We start from the raw sequence: 26665 nt of genomic DNA on the forward strand, positions 1-26665 counted from the left end.
GACAATGCGAACGACTGCCCGCCTGCTCTCCCGTGGCCTGAGCTCCCGTCTGCGCACCCTTGGTGCGATCGCGCTGACCTGTCTGGCGCTCGGCGCCTGCACCGGCGAGCAGTTCCAGAAGGGCTACATCATGCCGCCGGGCGCGCTGGAGCAGATCCCGATCGGCGCCAGCCAGGACCAGGTGCTGATCGTGATGGGCACGCCCTCGACGGTGGCGACGCTCGACGGCGAGGTGTTCTACTACATCTCCCAGCGGGCCGAGCGCCCGGTTGCCTTCATGAACCAAAAGGTGGTCGATCAGCGCGTCATTGCGATCTATTTCGACAAGAACCGCCAGGTCCGCCGCCTCGCCAATTACGGTATGAAGGACGGCAAGATCTTCGACTTCGTCAGCCGCACGACGCCGACCTCCGGCCAGGAGCTCAGCTACCTGACGCCGCTGTTCAAGCTGCTCAGCTTCAACTGATCCGGGCCCGATCGCCGCGGTCCGGAATATGTTTCCGGGTGACGGCACAAAGCCGGTGAACTGCGCTGATTGGCGCAGCTCGTGCGCCATTCGCCTGCTTGCTCTGGCGCCGCAATCTTCCCTACCCTGCCGCAAAACACAGACAGGGAGGAATCATTGGCTCTTCGTATCGCGCTGTCGCGCCGCAATCTGCTGTCCGGAGCCGCCGCGCTGTCCACAGCCGCCATCCTGCCGCGCGCGAGTCTCGCCGACTGGCGTCCGACCGAGACGGTCAAGCTGATCGTGCCCGCCGCGCCCGGCGGCAGCACCGATGTGATGGGACGCTTGCTGGCCGCGCATCTGCAGACGGCGTGGGGACAATCGGCGGTGGTCGAGAATCGCTCCGGCGGCGGCGGCACGATCGGCGCCGCCGAGGTCGCGCGCAACACCAAGGGCGACGGCCATACGGTCCTGATCGGCAACCCCGGTCCCAACGCGATCGCCTATTCGATCTTCCGCAACCTCGCCTACAAGCCGGATCAGCTGCAGGCGGTCTCCAACATGATCCGCATCCCCAACATCGTCTCGGCGCATCCCTCGACCGGCCTCAAGTCGATCCCGGAGCTGATCGCTTTTCTGAAGGCCAATCCCGACAAGCTGAACTACGCCTCGTCCGGCGTCGGCCAGAGCCCGCATCTGACCGGCGCCTGGTTCCTGCAGCTCACCGGGCTGAAGATGACGCACATTCCGTTCCGCGGCGCCGGCCCGGCGCTGCAGGCCGCCCTCGCCGGCGACATTCAGATTCTGTTCGATAATCTGTTTCCATCGCTGCCGCAGGTGCAGGAGGGCAAGCTGACTGGCCTGTGCGTCACCACGCCGGAACGCAGCGCCAATGCGCCTGACCTGCCGACGATGCGCGAAAGCGCGCCGGAGCTGGCCAAGTTCGACGTCTCGTCCTGGTTCGGCGTATTCCTGCCCAAGGCCTGCCCGCCCGAGATCGTCAGCGCGCTCAACCTGCAGGTCAAGGCGATGCTGGAGCGCGAGGACATCCGCAAGAATATCGCCGCGATGGGCGCGCGGGCCGATTACGGCACGCCGCAGCAGTTCGGCGACTTCGTCCAAGCCGAGACAGCCAAATTCGCGTCGATCATCCAGAAGGAAGGCCTGCAGATGGACGTGAAATAGCCCTGGGCCCGCCGGCGCCGCGTCTCGGCGGAGCATTGGAATGGGGGTTCGTGGTGTAACGGCACCTTAAGCGGGATGATGCGATAGATGGCGGCCGCGTGTCTTTGATCTGGTTGCGAGATACCGTCGGCGGATGCCGGGCCGACAACCTCGCGTGGATGCGGTCCGATCATCGTCCGAGGGGCAGGCGTCGGCGTCGTCCATCGCGTGAGCCGTGCCTTGCCCAACAGCGTCCTCCATCAGCTCGAAGACATTCTCGCCAGCCGCTACGTCTCCCGGCGCGCCGAGATCCTGGAGCGCGTCACCGACCTGTTCGTGGTGGGCTCGGGCAAGTTCACCGAAGAACATGTCGATCTGTTCGACCACGTGCTGTCCAAGCTGCTCGACAACGTCGCCATTGCGGCGCGGGCGCAGCTCGGCAGCCGGCTCGCGGTCCTGCCTGATGCACCGCCGCGGCTGCTCCGGCTGCTCGCCAGCGACGAGACGATTGCGGTGGCAGGCCCCGTGCTGCGCCGGAGCGACCGGCTCGACGACGAGACCCTGGTCGCGACCGCGCAGACCCGGGGCCAGGAGCATCTGCTTGCGATCTCCGACCGCAAGCTCCTCACCGAATCCGTCACCGACGTTCTGGTCGATCGCGGCAATCAGGCCGTCGTTTCGAACACCGCCAACAATGGCGGCGCGCGCTTCTCCGATCACGGCTTCTCCGGCCTGGTGACGAAGGCGTCCGACGATCCCGGCCTCGCCTTGAAACTCTGGAGCCGACCCGACAGCCCACGCGAGGTGCTGGTCCGGCTGTTCGTCGAAGCCTCCGACGCGGTGCGCAGCCAGCTCGCCAGCGCCGACGCGGCGCGGACCGAGATCGTCGAGCTCGCCGTGGCGCAGGCTTCGGATCATCTGCATGCCGCCGCGCGGACACGCTCGGCCGACTTCGTCACCGCCAGGGACTATGTCGAGCTGCTGCACGCGACCGGCCAGCTCCACGAGGCGCAACTGCACGGCTTCGCCAAGGAAGCCAGCTTCGACAAGGTCACGCTGGCGCTGTCATTGATGTGCAAGCTGCCGCTCGACGTGGTCGAGCGCGCCTTCGTGCGCAACCAGCCGGACCAGCTCCTGGTGCTCGCCAAGGCGCTCGACTTGTCCTGGGTCACGACGACGACGCTGCTGTTCATGCAGGCGAGCGCCAGCGGCAGCGCACGCCCACAGCTCGACCAGCATCTGGCGAGCTTCTCGCAGCTGCAGCCGCGCATGGCGCAGAGCACGTTGCAGAGCTATCGGACGCGGCAGCGCGCGGCCGAGTAGCAAACAACCAAACAACACAGCCTCATGAAAAGACCCCGCGGCTCGCGCCGCGGGGTCTTCGCTCGTCAAGACGCGTCGGCGCGCCTCAATGCGCGAGGATCGCCAGCAGCAGCAGGGCCACGATGTTGGTGATCTTGATCATCGGGTTCACCGCGGGGCCCGCGGTGTCCTTGTAGGGATCGCCGACGGTGTCACCGGTGACCGCAGCCTTATGAGCATCGGAGCCCTTGCCGCCGAAATGGCCGTCCTCGATGTACTTCTTGGCGTTGTCCCAGGCGCCGCCGCCGGAGGTCATCGAGATCGCGACGAACAGGCCGGTGACGATGACGCCGAGCAGCATGGCGCCGACGGCCGAGAACGCTGCCGACTTGCCGGCCGCGCCACCGCCTGCGATCGCGTAGATCAGGAAGTAGACGACGATCGGCGACAGCACCGGCAGCAGCGAGGGAATGATCATCTCCTTGATCGCCGCCTTGGTCAGCAGGTCGACGGCCTTGCCGTAATCCGGCTTGTCGGTGCCCTGCATGATGCCGGGCTTCTCGCGGAACTGGCGGCGCACCTCCTCGACGATCGCGCCGGCGGCACGGCCGACCGCGGTCATGCCCATCGCGCCGAACAGATACGGCAGCAGGCCGCCGAACAGCAGACCGACCACGACATACGGGTTGTTCAGCGAGAAGTCCGGCTTGATCCCCGCGAAATAGGGATGGTGCGCCGAATCCGCGATGAAGAACTGCAGGTCCTGGTTATAGGCCGCGAACAGCACCAGGGCGCCGAGACCGGCGGAGCCGATCGCGTAGCCCTTGGTGACCGCCTTGGTGGTGTTGCCGACTGCGTCGAGCGCGTCGGTCGACTTGCGGACCTCCTTGGGCAGGCCGGCCATTTCGGCAATGCCGCCGGCGTTGTCCGTCACCGGGCCGAAGGCGTCGAGCGCGACGATCATGCCGGCCAGCGCCAGCATCGTCGTGGTCGCGATCGCGATGCCGAACAGGCCGGCGAGGCTGTAGGTGACCAGGATGCCGGCGATGATGACGATCGCGGGCAGCGCAGTCGACTCCATTGAGATGGCGAGGCCCTGGATCACATTGGTGCCGTGACCGGTGACCGAGGCGGCCGCGATCGACTTCACCGGGCGGAAGTCGGTGCCGGTGTAGTATTCGGTGATCCAGATGATCAGGCCGGTGACGACGAGACCGACGACGCCGCACATGAACAGCGCCGTGCCTGTGTAGTCGACGCCGTCGAGCTTGCCGAAGCCGATCAGCCACCCGATCGCCAGCGCGACGCCGCCGAGCGAGAGAACGCCGGTGGCGATCAGGCCCTTGTACAGTGCGCCCATGATCGACTGGCTGGCGCCGAGCTTGACGAAGAAGGTGCCGGCGATCGAGGTGATGATGCAGATGCCGCCGATGGCGAGCGGCAGGGTCATCATGTTGGTCAGCAGCGACGACTTGGCGAAGAAGATGGCCGCCAGCACCATGGTGGCGACAGCGGTCACCGCGTAGGTTTCGAACAGGTCGGCGGCCATGCCGGCGCAGTCACCGACGTTGTCGCCGACGTTGTCGGCGATGGTCGCGGGGTTGCGCGGATCGTCCTCGGGAATGCCGGCTTCGACCTTGCCGACGAGGTCGCCGCCGACGTCGGCGCCCTTGGTGAAGATGCCGCCGCCGAGACGGGCGAAGATCGAGATCAGCGAGGCGCCGAAGCCGAGCGCGACCAGCGCATCGATCACGGTGCGGCTGTCGGGCGCGAGCTTCATGAAGCCGGTGAGGATGCCGAAGTAGATGGTGACGCCGAGCAGCGCGAGACCGGCCACGAGCAGACCGGTGATGGCGCCGGCCTTGAAGGCGAGCTCCAGGCCGCCGGCGAGCGAGGTGATGGCCGCCTGTGCGGTGCGGACGTTGGCGCGCACCGACACGTTCATGCCGATGAAGCCGGCCGCGCCGGAGAGGATCGCGCCGATCGCAAAGCCGATCGCGACGAGCATGCCGAGGAAATACGCAAGGAGCACGAAGATCACGACGCCGACGATTCCGATCGTCGTATATTGGCGGCGAAGATAGGCCTGCGCGCCCTCACGCACCGCCGCCGCGATTTCCTGCATGCGCGCATTGCCGGCGTCCGCGCTGAGCACCGATTGTGTGGCCCAGATCGCATAGACGATCGACAGCGCTCCGCAGAGCACGATCACCCATAAAGCTGACATTTAGTTTCCTCGGCTCTTTGCTTTTTCTAACTACGTCACGCCGCGATGGTGCGACGCACGCCCCCTGTCAGGCCGCTCCGGGCGGAGCCGCCTCGAACATATGAAGCTTGCCAAAATCGCCATGATGACGCAACGCCGCGACGCCTGAACCGCTCCAAATTCAGACGCTTCTTTGGTCGCATTGTGCGGTGCAAATAGGTATCAGAAGTGGCTGAAGGACAACCGCGTCAGTGTGACGGGACGGCCCTGCCCGTCCAGGAAGCGCGGGGCTCGCGCCCCTTCGACGATGGCGCCGATGTCGGTGACGGCAACGCCCGCCGTCTCGGCTGCAGCACGGAACGCTGCGCATTGCGCTGCGGGAACAGTGCAGAGGATCTCGTAATCGTCGCCGCCGGAGATCATGCCTTCAAGCTGCGCGGCCCCGACAGCAAGCAGCTTCGCCGCTGCCGGCGATCGAGGAATGTCGGACAGCGCGATGTCGGCGCTCACGAAAGAGGCGGCGCAGAGCTTGGTCAGGTCGCCTGCGAGGCCATCAGAGACATCCATCGAGGCGGTCGCGCAGTCTCTCACGGCCGCGGCCAGTGCATTGCGCGGCTGCGGCGTGCGATAACGGCCGATCAGCATATCCCGCGCGGCGGCATCGTCGGCCAGCGCCGTGGCGTCGGCCGTGCCCGTCAGGATGCGCAGGCCGAGCAAGGCGTCGCCGATGGTCCCGGTCACCATCACCCGGTCGCCGGGACGCGCGCCGAAGCGATGCACCATCCGGCCCCTGGGCACCCTCCCCCAAGCCGCGATCGAGATCATCACGGGACCGGGCGTCGACACGGTGTCGCCGCCGAGCAGCGGACAGCCGAACGCCGCCGCGTCCTCGCCGAGGCCACGCGCGAACTCCGACAGCCACGCGTCGTCCTTCTCGCGCAGCGCCAGCGTCAGGACGAAGCCGGCGGGCACCGCACCCTTGGCGGCGAGATCGGACAGGTTCACCCGCAGCGCCTTGCGCGCGATGGTGTCGGGGGGATCGTTGGCGAGATAATGGACGCCTTCGACGATGGCGTCGGTCTTGACGACGATGTCGTCACCATTGGCCGGAATGATCGCGGCATCGTCGACGAGGCCGAAGGCGCCGGGGTCGGTCGCCAGCGGCTTGAAGTAGCGGGCGATCAGGGAATCTTCGCCGGAGGCGTCGCGGGTCACGCGCTCGTCCCCCACACTTTGCACACTCTGCTGTCATCGCCCGGCTCGACCGGGCGATCCAGTACGCCGCGGCCCTTCCCTATCCCTTGAACGTCTGTGGAATACGGGATCACCCCCCGTCGCGGGAGATGACAGTCGAGGAAAGAGACTGGCATCGCGCCGGTTCGCAGCGATCGTGCTCCGGCGCCGCCCATCGCTACTTCGGCCCCATCTCGTCGGCGCGGTATTGCCGGGCGAGTTGCTCCAGCACCGCGTTGACCATGCCGGTCTCGTCGCGCTCGACGAAGGCATGGGCGATGTCGACATATTCGGACACGACGACCCGCGCCGGAATGTCCTTGCGTCGCTCCAGTTCATAGGCGCCGGCGCGCAGCACCGCGCGCAGGATCGCCTCGATCCGCTGCAGCGGCCAGCCGCGCTCCAGCGCCGTATCGAGCACCGGATCGATCTTGGTCTGGTCGCGCACCACGCCGGAGACGATGTCGCGGAAGAACGCAGCCTCGGCCGGCAGATACTGCTCGCCCTCGACCTCGTTGCCGAGCCAGTGGCTCTCGAACTCGGCCAGGACGTCGTTGATGCCGGCGCCTGCGATGTCCATCTGGTAGAGCGCCTGCACGGCGGCGAGACGGGCGGCGCCACGGCGATTGGCCTTGCGGTCGCCGGCACGGACCGGGCCCTTGATTGGCTTGTTGCTGCTCTCGGCCATGTCAGCCTCGCGCCAGACGGCGTTTGATGCGCAGCACGGCGAGCGCGGCGCGGGCGGCATCGCCGCCCTTGTTCATCTCGGAGACGCGGGCGCGCGCCCACGCCTGGTCCTCATTATTGACGGTGAGGATGCCGTTGCCGAGCGGCAGGCCGCGCGCCACCGACAGATCCATCAGGGCTCGCGAGGATTCCTGCGACACGATCTCGAAATGGATGGTGTCGCCACGGATGACGCAGCCGAGCGCGATCGCGAGGTCATAGGGCTTGCCGGCCTTCGCGGCAGCATCGAGCGCAATGGCAATAGTCGCCGGAATCTCCAACGAGCCGGCGACGGTGAGAACATCATAGCCCACGCCCGCCGCCTTCAGCTCGGCGGTGGCGCCCTCCAGCAGGGCGTCCTGAAGGTCATCGTAGAAGCGGGCCTCGACGATCAGCGCGCGGGCGCCGGAGATGTCGGTCTGGTCTTTGAGCGGCGCGCGCCGTGCGTCTGCCATGGTTCTGTTTCCATTGTCTTCAGGTGCCTCGCCCCAATGGAGCGGCCATCCGGCCGCGTCGCGAAGGGCGAGATGAAATCGGCCTCATGCTGCGAGACGACACATCGGCGCCTCCTCGCCATGAGGGCTGGCCTTGTAGGCGCGAGCGCCCGCAAAGCCAAGACGGAAAGCCCCCTTCGAGGCTACTTCATTTCCGTGAGGCGCGCGGCATAGCGCGCCATCAGGTCGACCTCGAGATTGACCTCGCTGCCGGCCTGCCAGGACGACAGCGTGGTGACCGACAGCGTATGCGGAATGATCAGCACCGAGAAGACCAGTTCGTCGACGGTGTTGACCGTGAGCGAGACGCCGTCGAGGGTTACTGAGCCCTTGGTGGCGATGAAGCGCGCCAGATCCCGCGTCGTCCTGAAAACGAACCGCGCCATGTCCGGCAGGTTCTCTCGGCTGACGATGGTCGCAATGCCATCGACATGGCCGGAGACGATGTGGCCGCCGAGCTCGTCGCCGATCTTCAGCGCCCGCTCGAGGTTCAGCTTCGTGCCGACGCGCCAGTGCTTGGCGGTGGTCAGCGCCAGCGTCTCCGCGGCGGCATCGACCTCGAACCAGGTCTTTCCATCGGTGACGCCGGACTGCACGACCGTGAGGCAGACGCCGTTATTGGCGATCGACGCGCCATCGGCGATGCCGGCCTGATCATAGTGGCAGGCAATGCGCAGCCGATGCAGCTTTCCTTCGGTCCGCGGCGTCAGGCTGACGATCTCGCCGATGTCGGTGACGATGCCTGTGAACATTAGGCGCGCTCGTAAATCGTAAGGGTATCGGGATCGAGCGTCTCGCTAGCACGAACGCGATAGGCCGGCGACTGCGTGATTGCGGTCAGCGGCAATGCGTCCAGCGCAGCGATCCCGTCAGCTCCGATCTCGCCGGGGCCGCGCAGGAGCCAGATCTCATCGACCAGGCCGCTTGCCATGAAAGATGATGCGACGCGGCTGCCGCCTTCGATCATCAGACGCGTGACGCCGCGTTCCGCCAGCGCCTTGAGCACGGCCGGCGGCTCCAGCGCCGACGGGTCGGCCTGCGGCGGGACACGGATCACCTGCGCACCGGCGGCGCCCAGCCGGGTCGCGGTAGCCGGCTCGGCCACCTCGGACGCGACGAGCCAGAGCGGCGTCGTGCGCGCGGATTGCATCAATCGGCTCGCAGCCGGAAGGCGGAGCATCGGATCGAGCACGATCCGGACCGGCGAGCGCGCCTCCATGCCCGGCAGCCGGCAGGTCAGCAGCGGATCGTCGGCGATCGCGGTGCGCACCCCGATCAGGAGGGCGTCGCTCTGGGCCCGCAGCAGATGCACGCGGGTCCGCGCTGCCTCGCCGGTAATTGCCACCGGCTTGTTGCCGGCGGCTGCGATCTTGTCATCGGCGGAGACCGCGAGCTTCAGGATCACGTGCGGCCGTCCGTCGCTGATGCGGCGGAAATGGCCGGCATGATCACGCTTGGCGTCCGCCGAGCAGAGGCCGACCTCGACCTGAATACCCGCGGCGCGCAGCTTCGCATGCCCCTGCCCTGCGACCTCGGGATTGGGGTCCTCGATCGCCGAGACGACGCGGCTGATGCCGGCGGCGATGACCGCATCCACGCAAGGCGGCGACTTGCCGAAATGCGAGCACGGCTCCAGCGTCACGTAGAGGGTGGCGCCCTTGGCGGCCTCGCCGGCGCGCTTCAAGGCCTCGGGCTCGCCATGAGGGCGTCCACCGGGCTGGGTCCAGCCGCGGCCGACGATCACGCCGTCCTTGACCACCACAGCGCCGACGGCGGGATTGGGCCAAGTCCGCCCCAGCCCACGACGGCCGAGCGACAGCGCCAGCTGCATGAAGCGGCGGTCGGCGTCCTTCTGCGCCTTCAGCTTCTCGCCGACCTGATCGACCAGAACCCGGAAGATCATTTGCGGACCGGCGCGAGGCGCGGTGCTTCGTCCTCGGCCGAGAGCTCGCCGAGCACGGCCTCGAAATCCTTGGCCTCGCGGAAATTGCGATAGACCGAGGCGAAGCGGACATAGGCGACGTCGTCGAGATCGCGCAGATGCTCCATCACGATCTCGCCGATCGCCTCCGAGGACACCTCGGATTCGCCGCCACTCTCGAGCTCGCGCACGATCGCCGAGACCATCTTCTCGACCCGCTCCGGATCGACCGAGCGCTTGCGCAGCGAGATCTGCACCGAGCGCATCAGCTTGTCGCGGTCGAACGGCACGCGACGGCCGTTGCGCTTGATGACGGTCAGTTCGCGCAGCTGCACCCGCTCGAAGGTCGTGAAGCGGAAATTGCAGGTGACGCAGACCCGCCGCCGCCGGATCACCGAGGAATCCTCGGTGGGGCGGGAGTCCTTCACCTGCGTATCGAGGCTGTTGCAGCTCGGGCAGCGCATTGTGGCTTCAAGCCTTACTGGTAGATCGGAAACCGGTCGGTCAGCGCCTTCACCTTCTGCTTGACCGCGGCTTCGACCAGCGGCGCGCTGCCGTCCGGCGCCTGCGCGATCGCGTTCAACACCTCGGCGATCAGGCTGCCGACCTGCTGGAATTCGGCGACGCCGAAGCCGCGGGTGGTCGCCGCCGGCGTGCCGAGGCGCAGGCCGGACGTGACGAACGGCTTCTCGGGATCGAACGGGATGCCGTTCTTGTTGCAGGTGATGCCGGCGCGGACCAGGGCCTTCTCCGAGATGTTGCCCTTCAGCCCCTTGGGCCGGAGGTCGACCAGCATCAAATGGTTGTCGGTGCCGCCGGAGACGATGTCGAAGCCGTGGGCGCGCAGCGATTCCGCCAGCGCCTTCGCGTTCTCGACGATGTTCTTCGCGTAAGTCTTGAACTCCGGCCGCAGCGCCTCGGCGAACGCCACCGCCTTGGCCGCGATCACGTGCATCAGCGGGCCGCCCTGCAGGCCCGGGAAGATCGCCGAGTTGAACTTCTTGGTGAACTGCTCGTCGTTCCACAGGATCAGGCCGCCGCGCGGGCCGCGCAGCGACTTGTGGGTCGTCGTCGTGGTGACGTGGGCATACGGCACCGGCGAGGCATGGACGCCGCCGGCGACGAGGCCGGCGAAGTGGGCCATGTCGACCAGCAGGTACGCACCGACGCTATCGGCGATCTCGCGGAAACGCTTGAAGTCCCACGGGCGCGAATAGGCGCTGCCACCGGCGATGATCAGCTTCGGCTTCACTTCCTCAGCCTGCTTCGCCACCGCATCCATGTCGATCAGGTGGTCGTCGCGGCGCACGGTGTAATGCGCGGCCCTGAACCACTTGCCGGACATGTTGACCGGCGAGCCGTGGGTGAGATGGCCGCCGGCGGCGAGGTCGAGGCCCATGAAGGTGTCGCCGGGCTGCAGCAGCGCCAGGAACACCGCCTGATTCATCTGGCTGCCGGAGTTCGGCTGGACGTTGGCGAAATTGGCGCCGAACAGCTTCTTGGCGCGGTCGATCGCGAGGTTCTCGGCGACGTCGACCCATTCGCAGCCGCCATAATAGCGCGCGCCCGGATACCCTTCCGCGTACTTGTTGGTCATCACCGAGCCTTGGGCCTCCAGGACCGCGCGGCTGACGATGTTTTCCGAGGCGATCAGCTCGATTTCGTGCCGTTGCCGACCGAGCTCACCCTTGATGGCGGCGGCGATCTCGGGATCGGCCTCGGCCAGGGTGGCGGAGAAGAAGGAATCGACTGACGAGGCGGGCTTGGCGCTGGAAGCGGTCATCGGCGGAATATCTCCACGTCCGCAAGGCCTTAGGTGGCCTGCGGTCGGTTCAGTGAAGGCGGTCGGAAAAGACCCCTGCCCTTACCATATGGGCGGCGGCAGGCCAAGGGACAGACCAAGCGGTTGCGGGTCAAACCGGATATTTGCGCCAGATATGGTGGACGAGGTCCGGGGCAAGCCCTGCTCACGCCAGGCGCCTATTCTGGCCCGTGCTTCTCGACTGTTCGGTCCCTTCTGGGACCAAACCGTCTCAACCATACTCCTCGTGGGCAGGCTCAGCTCACCGCACGCGACGGCCAAGAATCCGCGATGACCAAGAATCCCGCGATGACGATGACTCGGGACACCAAATGCATCGATCCCCCAAGAACAAACAACCCGCATGAAACCGGAAGGTCTCATCCAGGTTGTCGGGTATTATGAGGCAAGCGTCGCGCGAGCAAAGTCGCGCCGAACACATCAGAGGCCGGTGTAGCCCGCCTTCACCGGATCGACGCGGCCGTCGAGCTGGCGAAGATAGGTCAGGCCGCACACCGTGAGACGATGCGGATCGCGCTCGCCGGCTTCGAACAGCGTCTGGATGTAGGCGCTCACCTTGCGACGCGCCTCGTCGCTCGCCGCAGCGGTGCGGTTCGCCAGCAGGTCGTAGGTGTGCATGATGCGATCGATGGCGGCTTCCATATCATCCCCTCTTGAACGTCAGCCGTCAGGCAGACTTGAACATCGAAATCGCCTTGTTGGCGAGCTTGAGCTTGTTGAATTCTCCGCGGTGAATCAGTTGAACGATGATGTCGACAAGTCTTTCGTTCGGCGTGAACTCCTCCGGCATCTCGCCAGAGAGACGCAGATAGTTGGAGGCGATGGCATAAGCATCGCCGACCATCGCCACGTTCATGACTTGCATTCCGGCATCGTGCAGCATGGTCCGACCTCCGGTCCAAGGACATAAGCCCAGGAGCCTTGATTGGTTCCAATTCGGACCGGGGATTTTGCCAAACGAACACGAAAAAGCGCCGGCCGAAGGGGCCGGCGCAAGAACGACTTCCAGACGATCAACGACTGTCCGGTCTTGGCTCTCGAGGTCGGAGCCGGCTCAACCGAGACGATGAGGCCTGCTCAGAGGCGATAGAGGATCTGATCGGTCCAGAACCGCTCGAGACGATGCAGCGACTTGTTCAGCGTCGAGAACTCCTCGCTGGAAATGCCGCCGACCTGCTCCACGGTCTTGACGTGCTTCTGATACAGCGAGTCGACGATGCGGCGGATCTCCTGGCCCTGCGGGGTCAGGCGGATGCGGACCGAGCGGCGATCGACGCGCGAGCGCTGGTGATCGAGGAAGCCGAGCTCGACCAGCTTCTTCAGGTTGTAGGAGACGTTGGAGCCGAGATAGTAGCCGCGCGTGCGCAGCTCGCCCGCGGTCAGCTCCTTGTCGCCGATGTTATAGAGCAGCAGCGCCTGGACCGAATTGATGTCGGAACGACCACGGCGGTCGAACTCGTCCTTGATGACGTCGAGCAGGCGGCGATGCAGCCGCTCCACCAGCGTCAGAGCTTCCAGATAGAGCGACTGGACGGTGCCGCCCTGGCCCGGCGCAGCAGTCTCCACGGCCGTCGCAACGGCTTTCATCATGACACTTCCCCTGTCGTCGTTTTTGTCGACTTATTCGACGAAACTTTTGTCCCGTCTGATAGAACGAACTTAAGGGGCGTGCTTTGAAGATCGCCTTAAATAAGAGCATAAAGAGAGAATGAATCGCGGAGAGTGAATCCTCTTTTAATTCAGTAATTACAGAGGCTTTTGCAATAGTCCGTTGACGGTCGAGGCGCGATGTTCGCGCTCTGTTTCACCCACCTGTCGCATTCCAAAACACGCTTGGGTAGCGCCGCTAAGGTCTCTGTAACAGCTGTGGCAGGCGCTCTTAAGGTGTTCGAAACATTACTTGCATGGCGCTGAAAAGATTTACAGCGTGCAACGAATTTTCCGCACGACCTATGGTGGCCGCTCCCGGGCCGCCATCCAGGCCAGCACGAGGTAGGCGGCGAGCATGATTGCCTCGCCCGCGACCACCAGCAGATTGCCGCCGTAGATGCCCGGGAACATCAGCTCGATCACCGCCATCGACACCACCGTGGTGAGCCACACCACTGCGCCCCATGGCGTGGCCAGCCAAAGGCCGACCGCGGCGACGAGCTCGATGACCGCGAAATAGACCGTCGCAGCCTGCCAGGCCATCGCCTGGTTTTCGAACGCGTCGTCCTCGCCGCCGATGAAGCCGGTCACCTGGGCCCAGTGGTACAGGCCCTTGGCGATCGAGAGCATGGCCATGACCCGCAGGAACAGCACGAGCCGCCGCGTCCAGACATTGTCGTCGCTCTCGCGCCGATCCGAGGACATGGCGGCAATCGACATGGCGGCGTTGTCACGTGCCAGATCTCGCGCCGAGGGAATCTCAGCCATGGCGGCTCGAGCAGAACAGGATGGTCGTCATTGGGGCCTCTCAAGACCAGGAGCGTGGCGATTCTTGGCCGGCCGGCACCGTGAAAGCAACCGGGCCGGAAATCAACCCGGGCCGCTTGCGTCAGGTCAAGTGACGGGCGACGGCCGAAGTGCTACAGATTGTTGGAATTACAACAAATCAAATCCGGCTCGCCGGCCAGCTCAAGGAGCCAGCACCCATGGCGATCAAATTCGGCCGCCCGATCGACCTGCGCGACACCGCGCGCAATCCGGCCACTGCACCGACACCGGCGCTCGACCTCACCATCCGTCCCCGCCGTAACCGCAAGGCCGAGTGGGCGCGCCGGCTGGTGCGCGAGAACGTGCTCACCACCGACGATCTGATCTGGCCCCTGTTCGTGGTGCAGGGCGACCGGACCCGCAGCACCGTCGCCTCGATGCCGGGCGTGGAGCGGCTGAGCGTCGACGAGATCGTCCGCGATGCCGAACGCGCGGTTAGGCTCGACATCCCCTGCATCGCACTGTTCCCTTATACCGAGCCGTCGCTGCGCGACGAGCACGGCTCCGAGGCCTGCAACCCGGACAACCTGGTCTGCCAGGCGGTGCGCGCGATCAAAAAGGAGTTCCCGGAGATCGGCGTGCTCTGCGACGTCGCGCTGGACCCTTTCACCAGTCACGGTCATGACGGCCTGATCCGGGACGGCCGCATCCTCAACGACGAGACCGTCGCCGTGCTGGTGCGCCAGGCCCTGGTCCAGGCCGAGGCCGGCTGCGACATCATTGCGCCGTCCGACATGATGGACGGCCGGGTCGGCGCGATCCGCCAGGCGTTGGATCAAGCCGGTTTCCTCGACGTGCAGATCATGGCCTATGCAGCCAAATATGCATCCGCCTTCTACGGCCCGTTCCGCGACGCGATCGGCTCGGCCAAGACGCTCACTGGCGACAAGCGCACCTACCAGATGGACAGCGCCAATAGCGACGAGGCCCTGCGCGAGGTCGAGCTCGACATCGCCGAGGGCGCCGACATGGTGATGGTCAAGCCGGGCATGCCCTATCTCGACGTCGTCAGGCGCGTGAAGGACACGTTCAGCATGCCGACCTTCGCCTATCAGGTGTCGGGCGAATACGCGATGATCGCGGCGGCCGCCAACAATGGCTGGATCGACGGCGATCGGGCGATGATGGAGAGCCTGCTGGCCTTCAAGCGCGCCGGCGCCGACGGCGTGCTCACCTATTTCGCCCCGCAAGCTGCCGAACGGCTGCGGCAGCAGCGTTGAGGAGGCGCTGGGATCTTTCGGGACCCGCCGGTCTTTGAGCACGCCGATCCTTTCGCGTGCGCGAACCGCCGGGTCGCGGAGAGGGCTCAGAAGTCGCGAAATGGCCGGAAATTTGCCGCGCCTCCTGCAAGAACGGCCCTTGCAAGCGCAAGTCGGGTTCCCATGTGCTGGGTGCCAATCCGGAGGGCTTATTCATGGCGTATATGGGTTCAGGCGATAGCAATGACGGTCCCGGTGCTCGGCCGCACGCCTACGATCCCTATCAGCAGCCGGAATTGTTTCGCGGCGTGCTGACGCGGCGGATGATCGCATTCCTGATCGATCTCCTGGTGCTCTCGGTCCCGGTGATCTTGGCGGTGATCTTCATTGCCGTGTTCGGCGTGGTCACGCTGGGTCTCGGCTGGGCGTTGTTCTGGCTGGTGTCGCCGGCTTCAGTGATCTGGGCCATCGTCTACTACGGCGCAACGATCGGCGGGCCGAACTCGGCGACGATCGGCATGCGGGTGATGGATCTGGAGGTGCGGACCTGGTACGGCGCGCCGGGCTACTTTGTGCTCGGTGCCGTGCATGCCGTCTGCTTCTGGATCTCGGTCTCGGTGTTGTCGCCGCTCGTGCTGCTGGTCGGACTGTTCAACAGCCGCCGCCGGCTGCTGCACGATTTCGTGCTCGGCACCGTCGTGATCAACACGTCTGTGCGCTCGCAACTGACTGAACCGGCTCGTACCTGATGAGACGTCCGGTGGCACAGCAAAAGCGATTGACCGGCCGCCTCCGGAGCGCAATTCTGTTGATGATCGCCTCGGAGGCTCACGACGTTCCTTGACCCAGCATTCGCGTGACACCCCGCAATTCTACCTGACCGCGCCCTCGCCCTGCCCGTATCTGCCGGGCCGGCAGGAACGCAAGGTGTTCACGCATCTGGTCGGCGACAAGGCGACCGATCTCAACGACCTTCTCACCCATGGCGGCTTCCGTCGCAGCCAGTCGATCGCCTACCGGCCGGCCTGCGACCAGTGCCGCGCTTGCGTGTCCGTCCGCGTGATCGCCAACGAATTCCGCCCCTCGCGCAACTTCCGGAAGGTGCTCGCGCGCAACTCCGATCTGGTCGGCGAGCAGCGCAGCGCCGTGCCGACCTCCGAGCAATATTCGATCTTCCGCGGCTATCTCGATCAGCGCCATCGCCATGGCGGCATGGCCGACATGACGGTGCTCGACTACGCCATGATGGTCGAGGACAGCCATGTCGAGACGAGAATCATCGAGTACCGCCGCCGCAATCTGAGCAACGGTCCGAACGCCAGGGGCGGTGAGTTGGTCGCGGTCGCGCTGACCGACGTGCTCAGCGATGGCCTGTCGATGGTGTACTCGTTCTTCGACCCGTCGGAGACCACGCGCTCGCTCGGCACCTTCATGATCCTCGACCACATCGCCCGGGCGCGGCGCCAGGGCCTGCCCTACGTCTATCTCGGCTATTGGATCGAGGGTTCGAAGAAGATGGACTACAAGAGCCGCTATCTGCCGCAACAACGGCTCGCGGCTGCCGGCTGGCTGCGCGTGGATGCCGAAGGCGACATCGCGCCCGAGCCGCAGGACTAGAGGGAGGCAATAGCGAGGGGGAGTAGAGGTCTTTCGACATCCCCTGGTTCGCTGCTCCCTGCGCGCCATCCCTATCCCGTGGCCAGATCCCACACCAGCTTGGCATTGAGCGCGATGATCACCACCGCGATCAAGGTCGCAATCGCCGTCAGCCAGCGCGGCGCCACGAACTGCCCCATCTTGGCCCGGCTCGCGGTGAGCAGCACCAGCGGCACGATGGCGAACGGCAGTTGCAGGCTGAGCACGACCTGACTGAGGATCAGGAGCTGCCCGGTCGCCTTCTCGCCGGCCCAGATCGTCACCACCACGGCCGGCACGATTGCGATCATGCGGGTGATCAGCCGGCGCAGCCAGGGCGCGATCCGCCAGTGAAGAAAGCCCTCCATCACGATCTGGCCGGACAGTGTCGCGGTGATCGTCGAATTCAGGCCGCAGCACAACAGCGCGATCGCAAACAGCGTCGGCGCCAGCGTCGACCCGAGCAGCGGCGCCAGGAAGGAATACGCCTGGTCAAGCTCGGCGACGTCGCGTTGTCCGGTGCGGTGGAACGTCGCCGCCGCCAGGATCAGGATCGAGGCGTTGATGGTCAACGCCAGGCACAGCGCGATGGTGGAATCGATCGTGGAGAGCGTGATCGCCTCGCGCTTGTCCTCTGGGCTGTCGCCGTAGCCGCGCGTCTGGACCAGGCCCGAGTGGAGATACAAATTGTGCGGCATCACGGTGGCGCCGAGAATGCCGAGCGCCAGATAGAGCATCTCCGGATTGGCGATCAGCTGTCCGCTGGGAACGAAGCCCTTCACCACCTCGGCCCAGTCCGGCTGCGCCATCGCGATCTGGATCGCGAAGCACAGCGCGATGATGCCGAGCAGCGCGACCACGAACGCCTCGATCCAGCGGAAGCCGAACGCCTGCAGCGCCAGGATCAGGAAGACATCGAGTGCGGTGACGCAGACGCCGATCGACAGCGGCAGCCCGAACAGCAGGCTGAGACCGATCGCAGTACCGATCACTTCCGCGAGGTCGGTGGCCGTGATCGCGATCTCCGCCGACAGCCAAAGCGGCACCGAGACCCAGCGCGGGGTAGAGTCGCGACAGGCCTGGGCGAGGTCGCGGCCGGTGGCGACGCCGAGCCGTGTGCACAGCGACTGCAGCACGATCGCCATCAGGTTGGACAGCAGCGCGACCGAGAGCAGGACGTAGCCGAACTTGGCACCGCCGGCCAGCGACGTTGCCCAATTGCCGGGGTCCATATAGCCGACGGCGACGAGGTAACCGGGTCCGAGAAAGGCCAGCAGCTTGCGCCAGAGCGACCCTTTTGTCGCGGTTCGTACCGTCGCGAACATGTCGCCGAGAGACGGATCGCCGCGCTCACCGCGCCAGCCTCCGTTCAGGCGGTCGCTCGGCGGAACCATGGCGTGCAGCTGCGAAAGGTCTGACGATTTTGCGTCCATGGCGCTATCCTGGACGAAACCGACGTTTAATGCAACTTACTTGCAAGTGCGACTTGCCCATGTGGCGGTGCCACATAGAGATGCTGGAAATCCTCCGATACCGCTTCATCATTGCGAAAGCTCGTCCCTGCCGATTCGCGGCCCGCCTCCTCGAGGCGGCCCCATCGGCGACGGGCGCCACTTCCCACTGACGGGATCCACCATGCTCTCTACCCAACTCGGGCTCCGACCGGTCACGAACGCGCCCGTGCCTTGCAAGATCTGTGACGGTCCTGCCTCGCTCTACGGCGTGGTCGACATGAACCGCCCCTGCCAGACGGCCCATGCCCATCGCCCGCCGCTGGCCGGCGTACCAATCTACTACCGGCGCTGCGCGGATTGCGGCTTCCTATTCACGGACGCCTTCGACGACTGGAGCATTGAGCAGTTCAAGACCCACATTTACAACGACGGCTACGAAGCCGTGGATCCGGACTATCGGATCAAGCGGCCGACCGACAATGCGGCGGCCGTGGCCCGCTTCTGGGCGCCACACAAGGCCGGAATGCGGGTGCTCGACTTCGGCGGCGGCAACGACTTGTTCTGCACCGGCCTGCGCGCTCAAGGCTTCGCGGAAGCGGTCACCTATGATCCGATGGTGGCCGAGCACGCAACCCAACCCGATCGCAAGTTCGATCTCGTCACCTGCTTCGAGACGCTGGAGCACGTGCCCGATCCGCTGGCGACGATCGGAGCCATGGCAGCCTGCGTGGCCGAACCGGGCGCGGTATTCTACTCGACGTTGACCCAGCCGGACGACTTCGAAAGCCAGGGCATGTCCTGGTGGTACATCGCGCCGCGCAACGGCCACATCTCGATCTACACCCAGCATGCGCTGGCGCTGGCCTGGCACCGGTTCAGCTTCAAGACGGCGCCGCTGAATGCCGGCACGCATCTGGCGTTCCGCACGCTGCCGCCGGAATGGGGATTGGCCGAGGCACCGACCGCGGCGTAGGCCGTCCGCAGCACGACGGCCGATGCCGGAGATCAGGAAGCGGGTGGGCGCAGGGAGGCTGAGCGGCGATGATGGCCACATCATCACATCAGGTTCCTCTTCATGACTCCCTCGCCCGCCCTGCCCGCCGCCTTCCACCGCCTCGCCTGGTCGAACCTCACCGCGCAATCGGCCGAGCAGATCGCGCTCGCCGCAGCGCCGATCGTCGCGGTGCTCGCGCTCGGTGTCGGCGAGGGCGAGACTGGACTCTTGCAGACGGCGCTGACCGCGCCCTTCGTGCTGTTCGCGATCCCTGCGGGGCTGCTCGCCGACCGGATGTCGCGACGGCTGCTGATGGCGCTGGCAGAGATGCTTCGCGCGCTGGCGCTGCTCGCGATCCTCATCGCCTTCGCGGCCGGCGCGCTCACGCTGCCGTTGCTGGCGGCGCTTGGATTCGCAGCGGTGTGCGGCACGGTGGTGTTCAGCGTCGCCGCGCCGGCCCTGGTGCCGAGCCTGGTCGCCCCCGCCCAGTTGGCGCCTGCGAATGCGCGCATCGAGCTTGCCCGTACCGTCGCCTTCGCCGCGGGGCCCGCGCTCGGCGGCGTGCTGGTCGGCTGGATCGGCGGCGCGCCCGCCTTCGGCTGCGCCGCTGCGCTCTCGCTGGTCGCAGCCGTCTGCCTGGCCGGCATCGCCGAGCCCGCCCGCGCGCCCGTGCCGCGCCGCCATCCGCTGGCCGACATCAGGGAAGGCGCCGCCTTCGTGCTGCATCATCCGCTGCTGCGGCCGGTGTTCGCAACCCAGTTCATCTTCAACACGGCCCATTTCCTGCTGCTCGCGGTGTTCGTGCCCTATGCAGTCCACCGGCTCGGCCTGTCGGCAGGAGGCGTCGGCTCGGTGCTGTCGATGTTCGGCGTCGGCATGGTGTGCGGCGCGCTGCTGGCGACGCGCATCATGCGGCTTCTGCCGTTCGGCACCGTCATCGGGCTCGGCCCCGTCACCGGCTTCGCCGCGGCGCTCGTGATGGCACTGACCACGTTCGTTCCCTCGCCTGTCCTTGCCGGGCTCAGCTTCTTCCTGCTCGGCGCCGGGCCGATCCTCTGGGTGATCTCGACCACGACGCTGCGGCAGTCGGTGACCCCGGCCGGCCTACTCGGGCGGGTGTCGGCCATCAACATCCTGAGCTACGGCGCCCGTCCGCTGGGCTCGCTGCTCGGCGCGGTCGTCGGCGGCCGCTACGGCGCCGACACGTGTCTCTACCTCGTCGCCGCCATCTTCGGCCTGCAGGCGCTCGTCATCCTCGCCTCGCCGGTCGTGGCGATCGCGCGGCAACCGGAGCCGCAGCCCGCCTAGCGATAGACCAGGATCGGCACGGTCGAATGCGTCAGCACCTTCAAGGTCTCGCTGCCCAGGATCGCCGAGACGCCGCGCAGCCCATGCGAGGCCATCAGCACCAGATCGCAATGCTGCTTGCGGGCGGTCTCGACGATCGCCTCATAGGGCTTGTCGTGCTCGACGCAGAGCGTGGCGCAGGCGACGCCGGCCTGCTCGGCATCGTCCTTCACATGATCGAGATATTTCGCGGTCTGATCGGCCACCAGCGACTTGTATTGCGCGAGCGCCTTGGTCGCAGCGTGAGGATCGACGACCAGCGAATGCAGCGGCGTCGACACCACCAGCGCCGTGACCTTTGCGCCGGTCGCCTTGGCGAGCGCAATGCCGTGCTTGATCGCGGCCTTGGACAGATCGGAGCCATCGGTCGGCAGCAGAATATGTTTGTACATGAGCTTTCATCTCCCGGCAGAGGGATGCTGGGCAGACTCGCTTCGGCTGGGCATTGACGTGGGTCAAGGGTGCGACATCTCGTCCGCCAGGTAGTTCTCGTAGGCCCGCGTGGCCAAGGCGCTGCCGGCAATTTCCGGATCGAGCGTGAAGAGATCCTGCGCGCGGCCGATGCCGCGCAGCGCGTAGCGGCCGGTCGACACCAGGTAGCGGCGACCTTCGTCGTCGAGCCCCTCGCAGAATTCGGCGGACGCCAACAGTTCGCGATCGACCGAGCGGCACATCGAGGCGATGCGGCTGACCTCGTTGACGGCCGGTCCCACGACGGTGAAGTCGAGCCGGTCCTCGCTGCCGATATTGCCGTAGAACACCTCGCCGACATGCAGGCCGACATAGGCCGAGGTGACGGGCCGTCCCTCGCCGGCGCGCCGTGCGTTCAGCTTCAGGATGTTCAGCCGAAAGCGATGCTCGGCACGCAGCGCAGCCCGGCGAGCCGAGGCCATGTCGCCTCCGGTGAAGATCGCCAGCACGCCGTCGCCGATCAGCTTCAGCACGTCGCCGCCGGACTCGTAGATCGCGTCGATCGAGGCTTCCGCATAGTCGTTGAGCAGCGGGATGATCTCGTCCGGCGATATGCTCTCACTGATTGCGGTCGAACTGCGCAGGTCGGAGAACCACAGCACCGCATTGATGCGCTCGGTGACACCGCGGGAAATCCGGCCGCGCAGCACCTGCTCCGACGCATCGCGGCCGAGATAGACGCGGCCAAGGGTTCGCACGATGTCGACCTGCTGCGCGGATTTGATCGTCAGCGCGAGCAGCGGGACCAGGTCGCGCAATGCGCCGACCTGCGTGTCGGTGAAGCCGCCGTCACGCCGCGTCAGCCAGTTCGAATAGAAGCAGTCCATCTGGCCGAGCGTGCCGGCTTCCCCGAACCGGTGCACGAAGGCGAGATAGTGCCGATGTCCCTGTGCGGAAAGCTCCTCGATGATCGGAAAATCGAGATGCGCACAATTCATGAAGTCAATGCTGAACTCGTCATGGCCGTTCTCCAGCATGTGGTGGAAGACCGAGCGCCGCCAATTCTGTGCCGCCTCTCCCTCATTGCTGGAGCCATATTCAAAGCTGTCGGCTTCGTTCGTGTCGAAATCGTTCCAGCGGAAGCCTCGCCCCTCGAAAATCGGATGCAGCGTATCGATGATCGCAAGGCTGCGCGACAGTTCAAGCCCGGCCGCGCGACAGCGCTCGCAGAAGCCGCGCAGGATCTCGTTCTCCGGCATTCCGGTCAGGCTCTGACCTACGAGCCAGCTCGCCACTTCGAGACGGGTCGCCGTATCCATCGTTTCAACTCACCAACGCGTCACGATCCGGAAGGCTTCAGGCAGGCCGGCTCACCACCTCGCCGTCCTCCTTGGTGAAGGAGGAGACGGGATGATCGAGCAGGTCGAGCACAAGTTCGGACGGGCGGCAGAGCCGCGCACCCCTGCTGGTCACCACGATCGGCCGGTTGATCAGGATGGGATGCGCGAGCATCGCCTCGATCAGCTGGTCGTCGGTCCATTTGAGATCGCCCAGACCAAGCTCGGCATAGGGCGTGCCCTTCTCACGCAGCACGTCGCGCACCCTGACGCCCATCGCGTTGATCAGCGCAATCAGCTGTTCGCGGCTCGGCGGCGTCTTCAGATATTCGATCACCTCAGGCTCCTCACCCGAGGCGCGGATCATCGCGAGCGTGTTGCGCGACGTGCCGCAGGCCGGATTGTGAAAGATCGTCACGGGCATGGGCTGTCCAGTCGTTGCATTCCAAAGGCACATTTCCGTGCCGTGCGTCTCACCCCAGACATCGTGTGCCTGATGGTGCGGCCGCGATGCGGGAGATGGTCACTGTTATCACGGCGCCGCCGCCGGCCGGAATGGGAACTCCGCCGGTCGAGGGAAATCGCCGGCGCGATGTGCAGACTGGCAGGACGGAGCTGACCCATCGCGGCTTACACCACGTCGGCAGGAGCGAGCTTGCAGGCGCAGCCATCGGCCTCGATCTGCAGGGTCGGATGCTGGATGTTGAAGCGATGTGACAGCTCGGCGCAGACGCGATGCAGGAACGCATCATCCGTTCCGCCTGCCCGGACCAGATGCGCCGTCAGCGCGGTCTCGTTGGTGCTCATCGCCCAGACATGGAGGTCGTGCACCTCGCTGACGCCGTCGAGGGAGGCGAGATAATCGCGCACCTCGGGAAGCGCGATGTCGCGCGGCACGGCGTCGAGCGCCAGATTGACGCTGTCGCGGGCGAGCTCCCAGCCGCTCAACAGCACCACGAGCGCGATGACCAGGCTGACCGCCGGGTCGACCCACAGCCACCCCGTCCAGATCGTGACCAGTGCCGCGACGACCACGCCGAACGACACCGCGGCGTCGGCGGCCATGTGCAGGTAGGCGCCGCGGATGTTGAGGTCGGTGTCGCGGCCGCGCATGAACAGCAGCGCGGTGGCGCCGTTGATGGCGATGCCGAGCGCGGCGACCCACAGCACAGTGGTGCCGACCACCTCCCCCGGATTGCGCAGGCGGTCGAACGCCTCGACGGCGATGCCGCCGACGACCAGCAGCAGCAGACCGGCATTGATCAGCGCCGCCAGGATCGAGGCGCGGCGATAGCCGTAGGTATGGCGATCGGTCGGCCGCCGGCCCGACAACCACAGCGCGCCCCAGGCCAGGAGCAGCGACATCACGTCGGACAGATTGTGGACCGCGTCCGAGATCAGGGCCAGCGAATGCGCGGCGTAGCCGAAAACGAGCTCGGCGATGACGAAGCCGGTGTTGAGCGACACACCGATCGCGAAGGCCGCGCCGAAGCTCGCCGGAGCATGGCTGTGGCCGGCGTGGCCGTGGGAATGTGAGTGGCCGTGCGAATGATCATGGTCGCGGTGGTCGTCGTGATGCTGATGTGAGTGCGCCATGCGATCTGACCTACTACTCGCTGATGAGCGCTCTCGATGTCGTCCCGGCGAAAGCCGGGACCCATAACCACCGGCGGCAATCGGTTGGCACGCGCGTCGTTCCAGCCTGCCCATTCCCACGTCCTGTGGTTATGGGTCCCGGGTCGGCGCCATCGGACAACGCTACGCGTTGCCGATGGCTTGCCCGGGACGACAGTCTTGGTATCGTCCCGATGAGTGGCAGACCGAAGGGGCGCTCGATCTTCACTCTCCCGCGCCTCACTCGATCGGCCGGTTGAACTTGTTCGACTTCGGCAGGCCCTGCGCGATGCGGCCGGCGTCGGCGCGGTTGCCCCGGTAGTCGGCCAATTCCTTCCAGCTCAGGCCCTGATCGCGGCCGGCGGAATCCTTCCAGGCCAGCCCCTGCTTCTGCTCGAACGTGGTGACGTCGGACAGCTGCGCGCTGGTGTATTTCTGCAGCCGGACGCCGCGGCCACGCGCCATCTCCGGCACCTGGTCGAGCCCGAACACCACCATCTTGTGGTTGGTGCCGATGACTGCGACCTGATCGCCCGCGACGGTGGTGATCGCGCGCGCTTCCGCTGGCGCGGTCACGTTGAGCACCTGCTTGCCCTTGCGGGTGTTGCTGACGCAGTCCTCTTCCTTGACCACGAAGCCCTGGCCGTCGGAGGCCGCCACGAGGAACTTGCGCTCGCCCTTGGCGACGAACATCGACACGATCGAGGCGTCCTGGTCGAGGTCGATGAACATGCGGATCGGCTCGCCATGGCCGCGGCCACCGGGCAGCTTGCCGACGTCGAGCGCGTAGAACTTGCCATTGCTGGCGAACAACAGCACCTTCGAGGTGTTCTCGGCGAAGAACGCCTGGCCGAGCTGATCGTCGGTCTTGAACTGCAGGTTCGACAGGTCGGCGACGTGGCCCTTCAAGGTGCGCACCCAGCCCTTGTCGGAGACGACGACCGTAACCGGCTCGCGCTCGATGAAGGCCTCCTCGATGGCGGCGAGATCGTGCTCGGGCGCGTCGGCGAAATTGGTGCGGCGCTTGCCGAGCGGCGTCTTCGGCCCGAACATGTCGCGCACCGTCTTGACCTGCTCGCCGACCTTGGCCCATTGCAGCTGCTCGGATCCGAGCAGCGCATTGATGCCCTTCAGCTCGCCGCGCAGGTTCTTGTCCTCGGTGCGGATCTCCATCTCCTCGAGCTTGCGCAGAGAGCGCAGGCGCATGTTGAGGATGGCCTCGGCCTGGACCTCGGTGAGCTTGAACGTCTTCATCAGGACCGGCTTGGGCTCGTCCTCGGTGCGGATGATCCGGATCACCTCGTCGATGTTGAGGTAGGCGATCAGGTAGCCGCCGAGAATCTCCAGCCGGTTCTCGATCTGCTTCTTGCGGTAGTTCGAGCGTCGCAGCAGCACGTCGCGCAGATGGTCGAGCCATTCGCGCAGGCACTCGGCGAGACCCACCACCTTCGGGATCTTGCCCTTGATCAGCACGTTGAGGTTCAGCGGAATCTTGCTCTCGAGATCGGTGAGCCGGAACAGCGATTCCATCATCAGCGCCGGATCGACGTTCTTCGACTTCGGCTCGATCACGAGCCGCACGTCCTCGGCGGATTCGTCGCGGACGTCGCCGACCAGCGGCAGCTTCTTCTCGTTGAGCAGCTCTGCGATCTTCTCGACCAGGCGCGACTTCTGCACGAGATAGGGAATCTCGGTGATGACGACGATCCAGGTGCCGCGGTTGCCCTCCTCCTGCTTCCACTTGGCGCGGACACGGAACGAGCCGCGGCCGGTGGTGTAGGCCTCGATGATCGATTCCTTGGAGTCGATCACGGTGCCACCGGTCGGGAAGTCCGGGCCCTTCACCCAGCGCAACAGCGCGCGCGACTTGGCGTCGGGCTTCTCGATCAGATGCAACGCGGCGTCGCACAGCTCGGCGGCGTTGTGCGGCGGGATCGAGGTGGCCATGCCCACCGCGATGCCCTGCGCGCCGTTAGCAAGCAGGTTCGGGAAGCCGCCGGGCAGCACCACCGGCTCCTTCGACTGGCCGTCATAGTTCGGCCGGAACTCGACGCCGTCCTCGTCGATGCCGTCCAACAGCAGACGCGCGACGTCGGTCATGCGCGCTTCGGTGTAGCGATAGGCCGCCGGATTGTCGCCGTCGATGTTGCCGAAATTGCCCTGGCCGTCGACCAGCGGATAGCGCGAGGAAAAGTCCTGCGCGAGGCGAACCATCGCGTCGTAGATCGCCTGGTCGCCATGCGGATGGAACGAGCCCATCACGTCGCCGACGATCTTGGCGGACTTCTTGAACGCGGTACCGGGATCGAGCCGCAGCAGCCGCATGCCGTAAAGGATGCGCCGGTGGACCGGCTTGAGGCCGTCGCGCGCGTCCGGCAGCGCGCGGTGCATGATGGTCGAGAGCGCGTAGGCGAGATAGCGCTCCTCCAGCGCCTCGCGCAGCGCGACCTCGTGAATCTCCGCCGGCTCCGGCGGAATCAGTGATTTTCCCATTAGCGTTTAGCTTTCAGTGGGTTAGCCCAGGAGCTTGAGCTGGCGTGAACGATTTGGGAACAGGCTTTATGCGATGACGCGCCGGGGCGCAATGACGGCCCTGCCCGGTTCCAGAAGGAAAAAGCCGGGTGTCCGGCCGCGGAACCGCAAAGGAGCCCGCAAATCATGCAGATCACGCGCCGCAGATGCATGTGGCTCCGCTCACGGATTGAGCAGCCAACGCGGGTCCCGTTGAGGTGCAACGCTGTCGCACACGAGTCTGTGTTGCTGAGATCGTCACGCTCCGTCGCTAAGGTGGCAGCGGGCATCCTTCGTTGCGTACCGACGCGACGAGGCGCGCCATCACGCCGCGCCTTGAACGCGGCAGATTCCATCCAGTGAGAAAGGCAG

Annotated in this window: 26 protein-coding genes; 8 read left to right on the top strand and 18 right to left on the bottom strand. The window is 65.8% G+C overall.

From position 1 onward, the window contains the following. The first annotated feature begins 4 nt into the window (after positions 1 to 4). The 3 genes from ACQR0U_RS28435 (at position 5) to ACQR0U_RS28445 (ending at position 2932) form a co-directional block, all read left to right on the top strand. Positions 5 to 466, top strand: coding sequence for an outer membrane protein assembly factor BamE (locus ACQR0U_RS28435; protein ID WP_315711452.1), 462 nt, complete (start codon positions 5 to 7; stop codon positions 464 to 466). A gap of 156 nt (positions 467 to 622) precedes the next feature. Further along, positions 623 to 1630 (top strand): Bug family tripartite tricarboxylate transporter substrate binding protein, encoded by a 1008-nt coding sequence (locus ACQR0U_RS28440; RefSeq protein ID WP_316187297.1) that lies wholly within the window; start codon positions 623 to 625, stop codon positions 1628 to 1630. 219 nt (positions 1631 to 1849) lie between these two features. Next, complete coding sequence (locus ACQR0U_RS28445; protein WP_316188493.1) at positions 1850 to 2932, top strand: DUF2336 domain-containing protein; 1083 nt, start codon at positions 1850 to 1852, stop codon at positions 2930 to 2932. A gap of 85 nt (positions 2933 to 3017) precedes the next feature. On the opposite strand, the gene ACQR0U_RS28450 is transcribed toward ACQR0U_RS28445, so the two are convergent. The 12 genes from ACQR0U_RS28450 to ACQR0U_RS28505 form a co-directional block, all read right to left on the bottom strand. Further along, positions 3018 to 5138 (bottom strand): sodium-translocating pyrophosphatase, encoded by a 2121-nt coding sequence (locus tag ACQR0U_RS28450; RefSeq protein ID WP_315711448.1) that lies wholly within the window; start codon positions 5136 to 5138, stop codon positions 3018 to 3020. A gap of 201 nt (positions 5139 to 5339) precedes the next feature. Next, positions 5340 to 6332, bottom strand: coding sequence for a thiamine-phosphate kinase (thiL, locus tag ACQR0U_RS28455; RefSeq protein ID WP_434843804.1), 993 nt, complete (start codon positions 6330 to 6332; stop codon positions 5340 to 5342). A gap of 196 nt (positions 6333 to 6528) precedes the next feature. Continuing rightward, the gene (gene nusB / locus ACQR0U_RS28460; protein ID WP_315752916.1) at positions 6529 to 7038 is read right to left on the bottom strand and encodes a transcription antitermination factor NusB; all 510 of its coding nucleotides are present in this window, start codon (positions 7036 to 7038) and stop codon (positions 6529 to 6531) included. A 1-nt stretch (position 7039) separates the two neighbouring features. Further along, entirely contained in the window at positions 7040 to 7531 is a 492-nt protein-coding gene (gene ribH, locus ACQR0U_RS28465; RefSeq protein WP_315752917.1) for a 6,7-dimethyl-8-ribityllumazine synthase, read from the bottom strand. A 182-nt stretch (positions 7532 to 7713) separates the two neighbouring features. Further along, positions 7714 to 8322 (bottom strand): riboflavin synthase, encoded by a 609-nt coding sequence (locus ACQR0U_RS28470; protein WP_315752918.1) that lies wholly within the window; start codon positions 8320 to 8322, stop codon positions 7714 to 7716. Then, positions 8322 to 9473, bottom strand: coding sequence for a bifunctional diaminohydroxyphosphoribosylaminopyrimidine deaminase/5-amino-6-(5-phosphoribosylamino)uracil reductase RibD (gene ribD, locus ACQR0U_RS28475; RefSeq protein ID WP_315752919.1), 1152 nt, complete (start codon positions 9471 to 9473; stop codon positions 8322 to 8324). Before ribD ends, ACQR0U_RS28470 begins: the two co-directional genes overlap by 1 nt. Continuing rightward, the gene (nrdR, locus tag ACQR0U_RS28480) at positions 9470 to 9955 is read right to left on the bottom strand and encodes a transcriptional regulator NrdR (RefSeq protein WP_006612773.1); all 486 of its coding nucleotides are present in this window, start codon (positions 9953 to 9955) and stop codon (positions 9470 to 9472) included. Before nrdR ends, ribD begins: the two co-directional genes overlap by 4 nt. A gap of 14 nt (positions 9956 to 9969) precedes the next feature. After that, the gene (gene glyA, locus ACQR0U_RS28485; RefSeq protein ID WP_315752920.1) at positions 9970 to 11274 is read right to left on the bottom strand and encodes a serine hydroxymethyltransferase; all 1305 of its coding nucleotides are present in this window, start codon (positions 11272 to 11274) and stop codon (positions 9970 to 9972) included. Positions 11275 to 11733: 459 nt separating this feature from the next. Then, the gene (locus tag ACQR0U_RS28490; RefSeq protein WP_315711437.1) at positions 11734 to 11955 is read right to left on the bottom strand and encodes a hypothetical protein; all 222 of its coding nucleotides are present in this window, start codon (positions 11953 to 11955) and stop codon (positions 11734 to 11736) included. A gap of 25 nt (positions 11956 to 11980) precedes the next feature. Continuing rightward, positions 11981 to 12196, bottom strand: a complete 216-nt coding sequence (locus ACQR0U_RS28495) for a hypothetical protein (protein ID WP_315711436.1) — start codon at positions 12194 to 12196, stop codon at positions 11981 to 11983. 194 nt (positions 12197 to 12390) lie between these two features. Next, positions 12391 to 12903: a transcriptional regulator LdtR gene (gene ldtR, locus ACQR0U_RS28500; protein ID WP_008962376.1), complete on the bottom strand. Its 513-nt coding sequence runs from the start codon at positions 12901 to 12903 to the stop codon at positions 12391 to 12393. 360 nt (positions 12904 to 13263) lie between these two features. Then, a complete protein-coding gene (locus tag ACQR0U_RS28505) occupies positions 13264 to 13731 on the bottom strand; it encodes a DUF6163 family protein (RefSeq protein WP_315711435.1) in 468 nt (155 codons plus the stop codon). Between the two features lie 218 nt (positions 13732 to 13949). On the opposite strand from ACQR0U_RS28505, the gene hemB reads away from it, so the two are divergent. The 3 genes from hemB (at position 13950) to ACQR0U_RS28520 (ending at position 16607) form a co-directional block, all read left to right on the top strand. Continuing rightward, positions 13950 to 15011, top strand: coding sequence for a porphobilinogen synthase (gene hemB / locus ACQR0U_RS28510; protein ID WP_315711434.1), 1062 nt, complete (start codon positions 13950 to 13952; stop codon positions 15009 to 15011). A gap of 194 nt (positions 15012 to 15205) precedes the next feature. After that, on the top strand, positions 15206 to 15739 hold the full coding sequence (locus ACQR0U_RS28515; RefSeq protein WP_315827208.1) for an RDD family protein: 534 nt from the start codon (positions 15206 to 15208) through the stop codon (positions 15737 to 15739). Positions 15740 to 15830: 91 nt separating this feature from the next. Beyond that, positions 15831 to 16607: an arginyltransferase gene (locus tag ACQR0U_RS28520; RefSeq protein ID WP_315711431.1), complete on the top strand. Its 777-nt coding sequence runs from the start codon at positions 15831 to 15833 to the stop codon at positions 16605 to 16607. 71 nt (positions 16608 to 16678) lie between these two features. Here the strand turns inward: ACQR0U_RS28520 and ACQR0U_RS28525 are convergent, their stop codons facing one another. After that, positions 16679 to 18058, bottom strand: a complete 1380-nt coding sequence (locus ACQR0U_RS28525; protein ID WP_315827210.1) for an Nramp family divalent metal transporter — start codon at positions 18056 to 18058, stop codon at positions 16679 to 16681. A gap of 202 nt (positions 18059 to 18260) precedes the next feature. Here ACQR0U_RS28525 and ACQR0U_RS28530 point away from each other — a divergent pair, with 202 nt between their 5' ends. Beyond that, complete coding sequence (locus ACQR0U_RS28530; protein WP_316226271.1) at positions 18261 to 19052, top strand: class I SAM-dependent methyltransferase; 792 nt, start codon at positions 18261 to 18263, stop codon at positions 19050 to 19052. Between the two features lie 102 nt (positions 19053 to 19154). Beyond that, positions 19155 to 20381: an MFS transporter gene (locus tag ACQR0U_RS28535; RefSeq protein WP_315711428.1), complete on the top strand. Its 1227-nt coding sequence runs from the start codon at positions 19155 to 19157 to the stop codon at positions 20379 to 20381. Here ACQR0U_RS28535 and ACQR0U_RS28540 read toward each other — a convergent pair. The 5 genes from ACQR0U_RS28540 to parC all read right to left on the bottom strand — a co-directional run bounded on the left by ACQR0U_RS28540 (position 20378) and on the right by parC (position 26275). Beyond that, positions 20378 to 20812, bottom strand: a complete 435-nt coding sequence (locus ACQR0U_RS28540) for a universal stress protein (RefSeq protein WP_315805837.1) — start codon at positions 20810 to 20812, stop codon at positions 20378 to 20380. The two genes, ACQR0U_RS28535 and ACQR0U_RS28540, sit on opposite strands and share 4 nt — an antisense overlap. A 63-nt stretch (positions 20813 to 20875) precedes the next feature. Then, positions 20876 to 22150, bottom strand: coding sequence for an adenylate/guanylate cyclase domain-containing protein (locus ACQR0U_RS28545; protein WP_316226272.1), 1275 nt, complete (start codon positions 22148 to 22150; stop codon positions 20876 to 20878). 37 nt (positions 22151 to 22187) lie between these two features. Then, entirely contained in the window at positions 22188 to 22592 is a 405-nt protein-coding gene (gene arsC / locus ACQR0U_RS28550; protein WP_315752927.1) for an arsenate reductase (glutaredoxin), read from the bottom strand. Positions 22593 to 22798: 206 nt separating this feature from the next. Further along, positions 22799 to 23764: a cation diffusion facilitator family transporter gene (locus tag ACQR0U_RS28555; protein WP_434843805.1), complete on the bottom strand. Its 966-nt coding sequence runs from the start codon at positions 23762 to 23764 to the stop codon at positions 22799 to 22801. A 258-nt stretch (positions 23765 to 24022) separates the two neighbouring features. Next, the gene (gene parC, locus ACQR0U_RS28560) at positions 24023 to 26275 is read right to left on the bottom strand and encodes a DNA topoisomerase IV subunit A (protein WP_434843806.1); all 2253 of its coding nucleotides are present in this window, start codon (positions 26273 to 26275) and stop codon (positions 24023 to 24025) included. Positions 26276 to 26665 lie beyond the last annotated feature (390 nt).

The sequence above is a fragment of the Bradyrhizobium sp. HKCCYLRH3097 genome, from assembly GCF_051167875.1.
Classification (GTDB): domain Bacteria; phylum Pseudomonadota; class Alphaproteobacteria; order Rhizobiales; family Xanthobacteraceae; genus Bradyrhizobium.

Bases quoted from the DNA above. Each gene is read 5' to 3' on its own strand.
- ACQR0U_RS28515 (WP_315827208.1), top strand. From the start codon at position 15,206: ATGGCGTATATGGGTTCAGGCGATAGCAATGACGGTCCCGGTGCTCGG.
- glyA (WP_315752920.1), bottom strand. From the start codon at position 11,274: ATGACCGCTTCCAGCGCCAAGCCCGCCTCGTCAGTCGATTCCTTCTTC.
- ACQR0U_RS28490 (WP_315711437.1), bottom strand. From the start codon at position 11,955: ATGGAAGCCGCCATCGATCGCATCATGCACACCTACGACCTGCTGGCG.
- ACQR0U_RS28525 (WP_315827210.1), bottom strand. From the start codon at position 18,058: ATGGACGCAAAATCGTCAGACCTTTCGCAGCTGCACGCCATGGTTCCG.
- ACQR0U_RS28470 (WP_315752918.1), bottom strand. From the start codon at position 8,322: ATGTTCACAGGCATCGTCACCGACATCGGCGAGATCGTCAGCCTGACG.
- nrdR (WP_006612773.1), bottom strand. From the start codon at position 9,955: ATGCGCTGCCCGAGCTGCAACAGCCTCGATACGCAGGTGAAGGACTCC.
- ACQR0U_RS28530 (WP_316226271.1), top strand. From the start codon at position 18,261: ATGCTCTCTACCCAACTCGGGCTCCGACCGGTCACGAACGCGCCCGTG.
- ACQR0U_RS28555 (WP_434843805.1), bottom strand. From the start codon at position 23,764: ATGGCGCACTCACATCAGCATCACGACGACCACCGCGACCATGATCAT.
- ACQR0U_RS28545 (WP_316226272.1), bottom strand. From the start codon at position 22,150: ATGGATACGGCGACCCGTCTCGAAGTGGCGAGCTGGCTCGTAGGTCAG.
- ribD (WP_315752919.1), bottom strand. From the start codon at position 9,473: ATGATCTTCCGGGTTCTGGTCGATCAGGTCGGCGAGAAGCTGAAGGCG.
- arsC (WP_315752927.1), bottom strand. From the start codon at position 22,592: ATGCCCGTGACGATCTTTCACAATCCGGCCTGCGGCACGTCGCGCAAC.
- ribH (WP_315752917.1), bottom strand. From the start codon at position 7,531: ATGGCAGACGCACGGCGCGCGCCGCTCAAAGACCAGACCGACATCTCC.
- parC (WP_434843806.1), bottom strand. From the start codon at position 26,275: ATGGGAAAATCACTGATTCCGCCGGAGCCGGCGGAGATTCACGAGGTC.
- ACQR0U_RS28450 (WP_315711448.1), bottom strand. From the start codon at position 5,138: ATGTCAGCTTTATGGGTGATCGTGCTCTGCGGAGCGCTGTCGATCGTC.
- ACQR0U_RS28435 (WP_315711452.1), top strand. From the start codon at position 5: ATGCGAACGACTGCCCGCCTGCTCTCCCGTGGCCTGAGCTCCCGTCTG.
- nusB (WP_315752916.1), bottom strand. From the start codon at position 7,038: ATGGCCGAGAGCAGCAACAAGCCAATCAAGGGCCCGGTCCGTGCCGGC.
- ACQR0U_RS28535 (WP_315711428.1), top strand. From the start codon at position 19,155: ATGACTCCCTCGCCCGCCCTGCCCGCCGCCTTCCACCGCCTCGCCTGG.
- ldtR (WP_008962376.1), bottom strand. From the start codon at position 12,903: ATGATGAAAGCCGTTGCGACGGCCGTGGAGACTGCTGCGCCGGGCCAG.
- ACQR0U_RS28495 (WP_315711436.1), bottom strand. From the start codon at position 12,196: ATGCTGCACGATGCCGGAATGCAAGTCATGAACGTGGCGATGGTCGGC.
- ACQR0U_RS28505 (WP_315711435.1), bottom strand. From the start codon at position 13,731: ATGGCTGAGATTCCCTCGGCGCGAGATCTGGCACGTGACAACGCCGCC.
- hemB (WP_315711434.1), top strand. From the start codon at position 13,950: ATGGCGATCAAATTCGGCCGCCCGATCGACCTGCGCGACACCGCGCGC.
- ACQR0U_RS28540 (WP_315805837.1), bottom strand. From the start codon at position 20,812: ATGTACAAACATATTCTGCTGCCGACCGATGGCTCCGATCTGTCCAAG.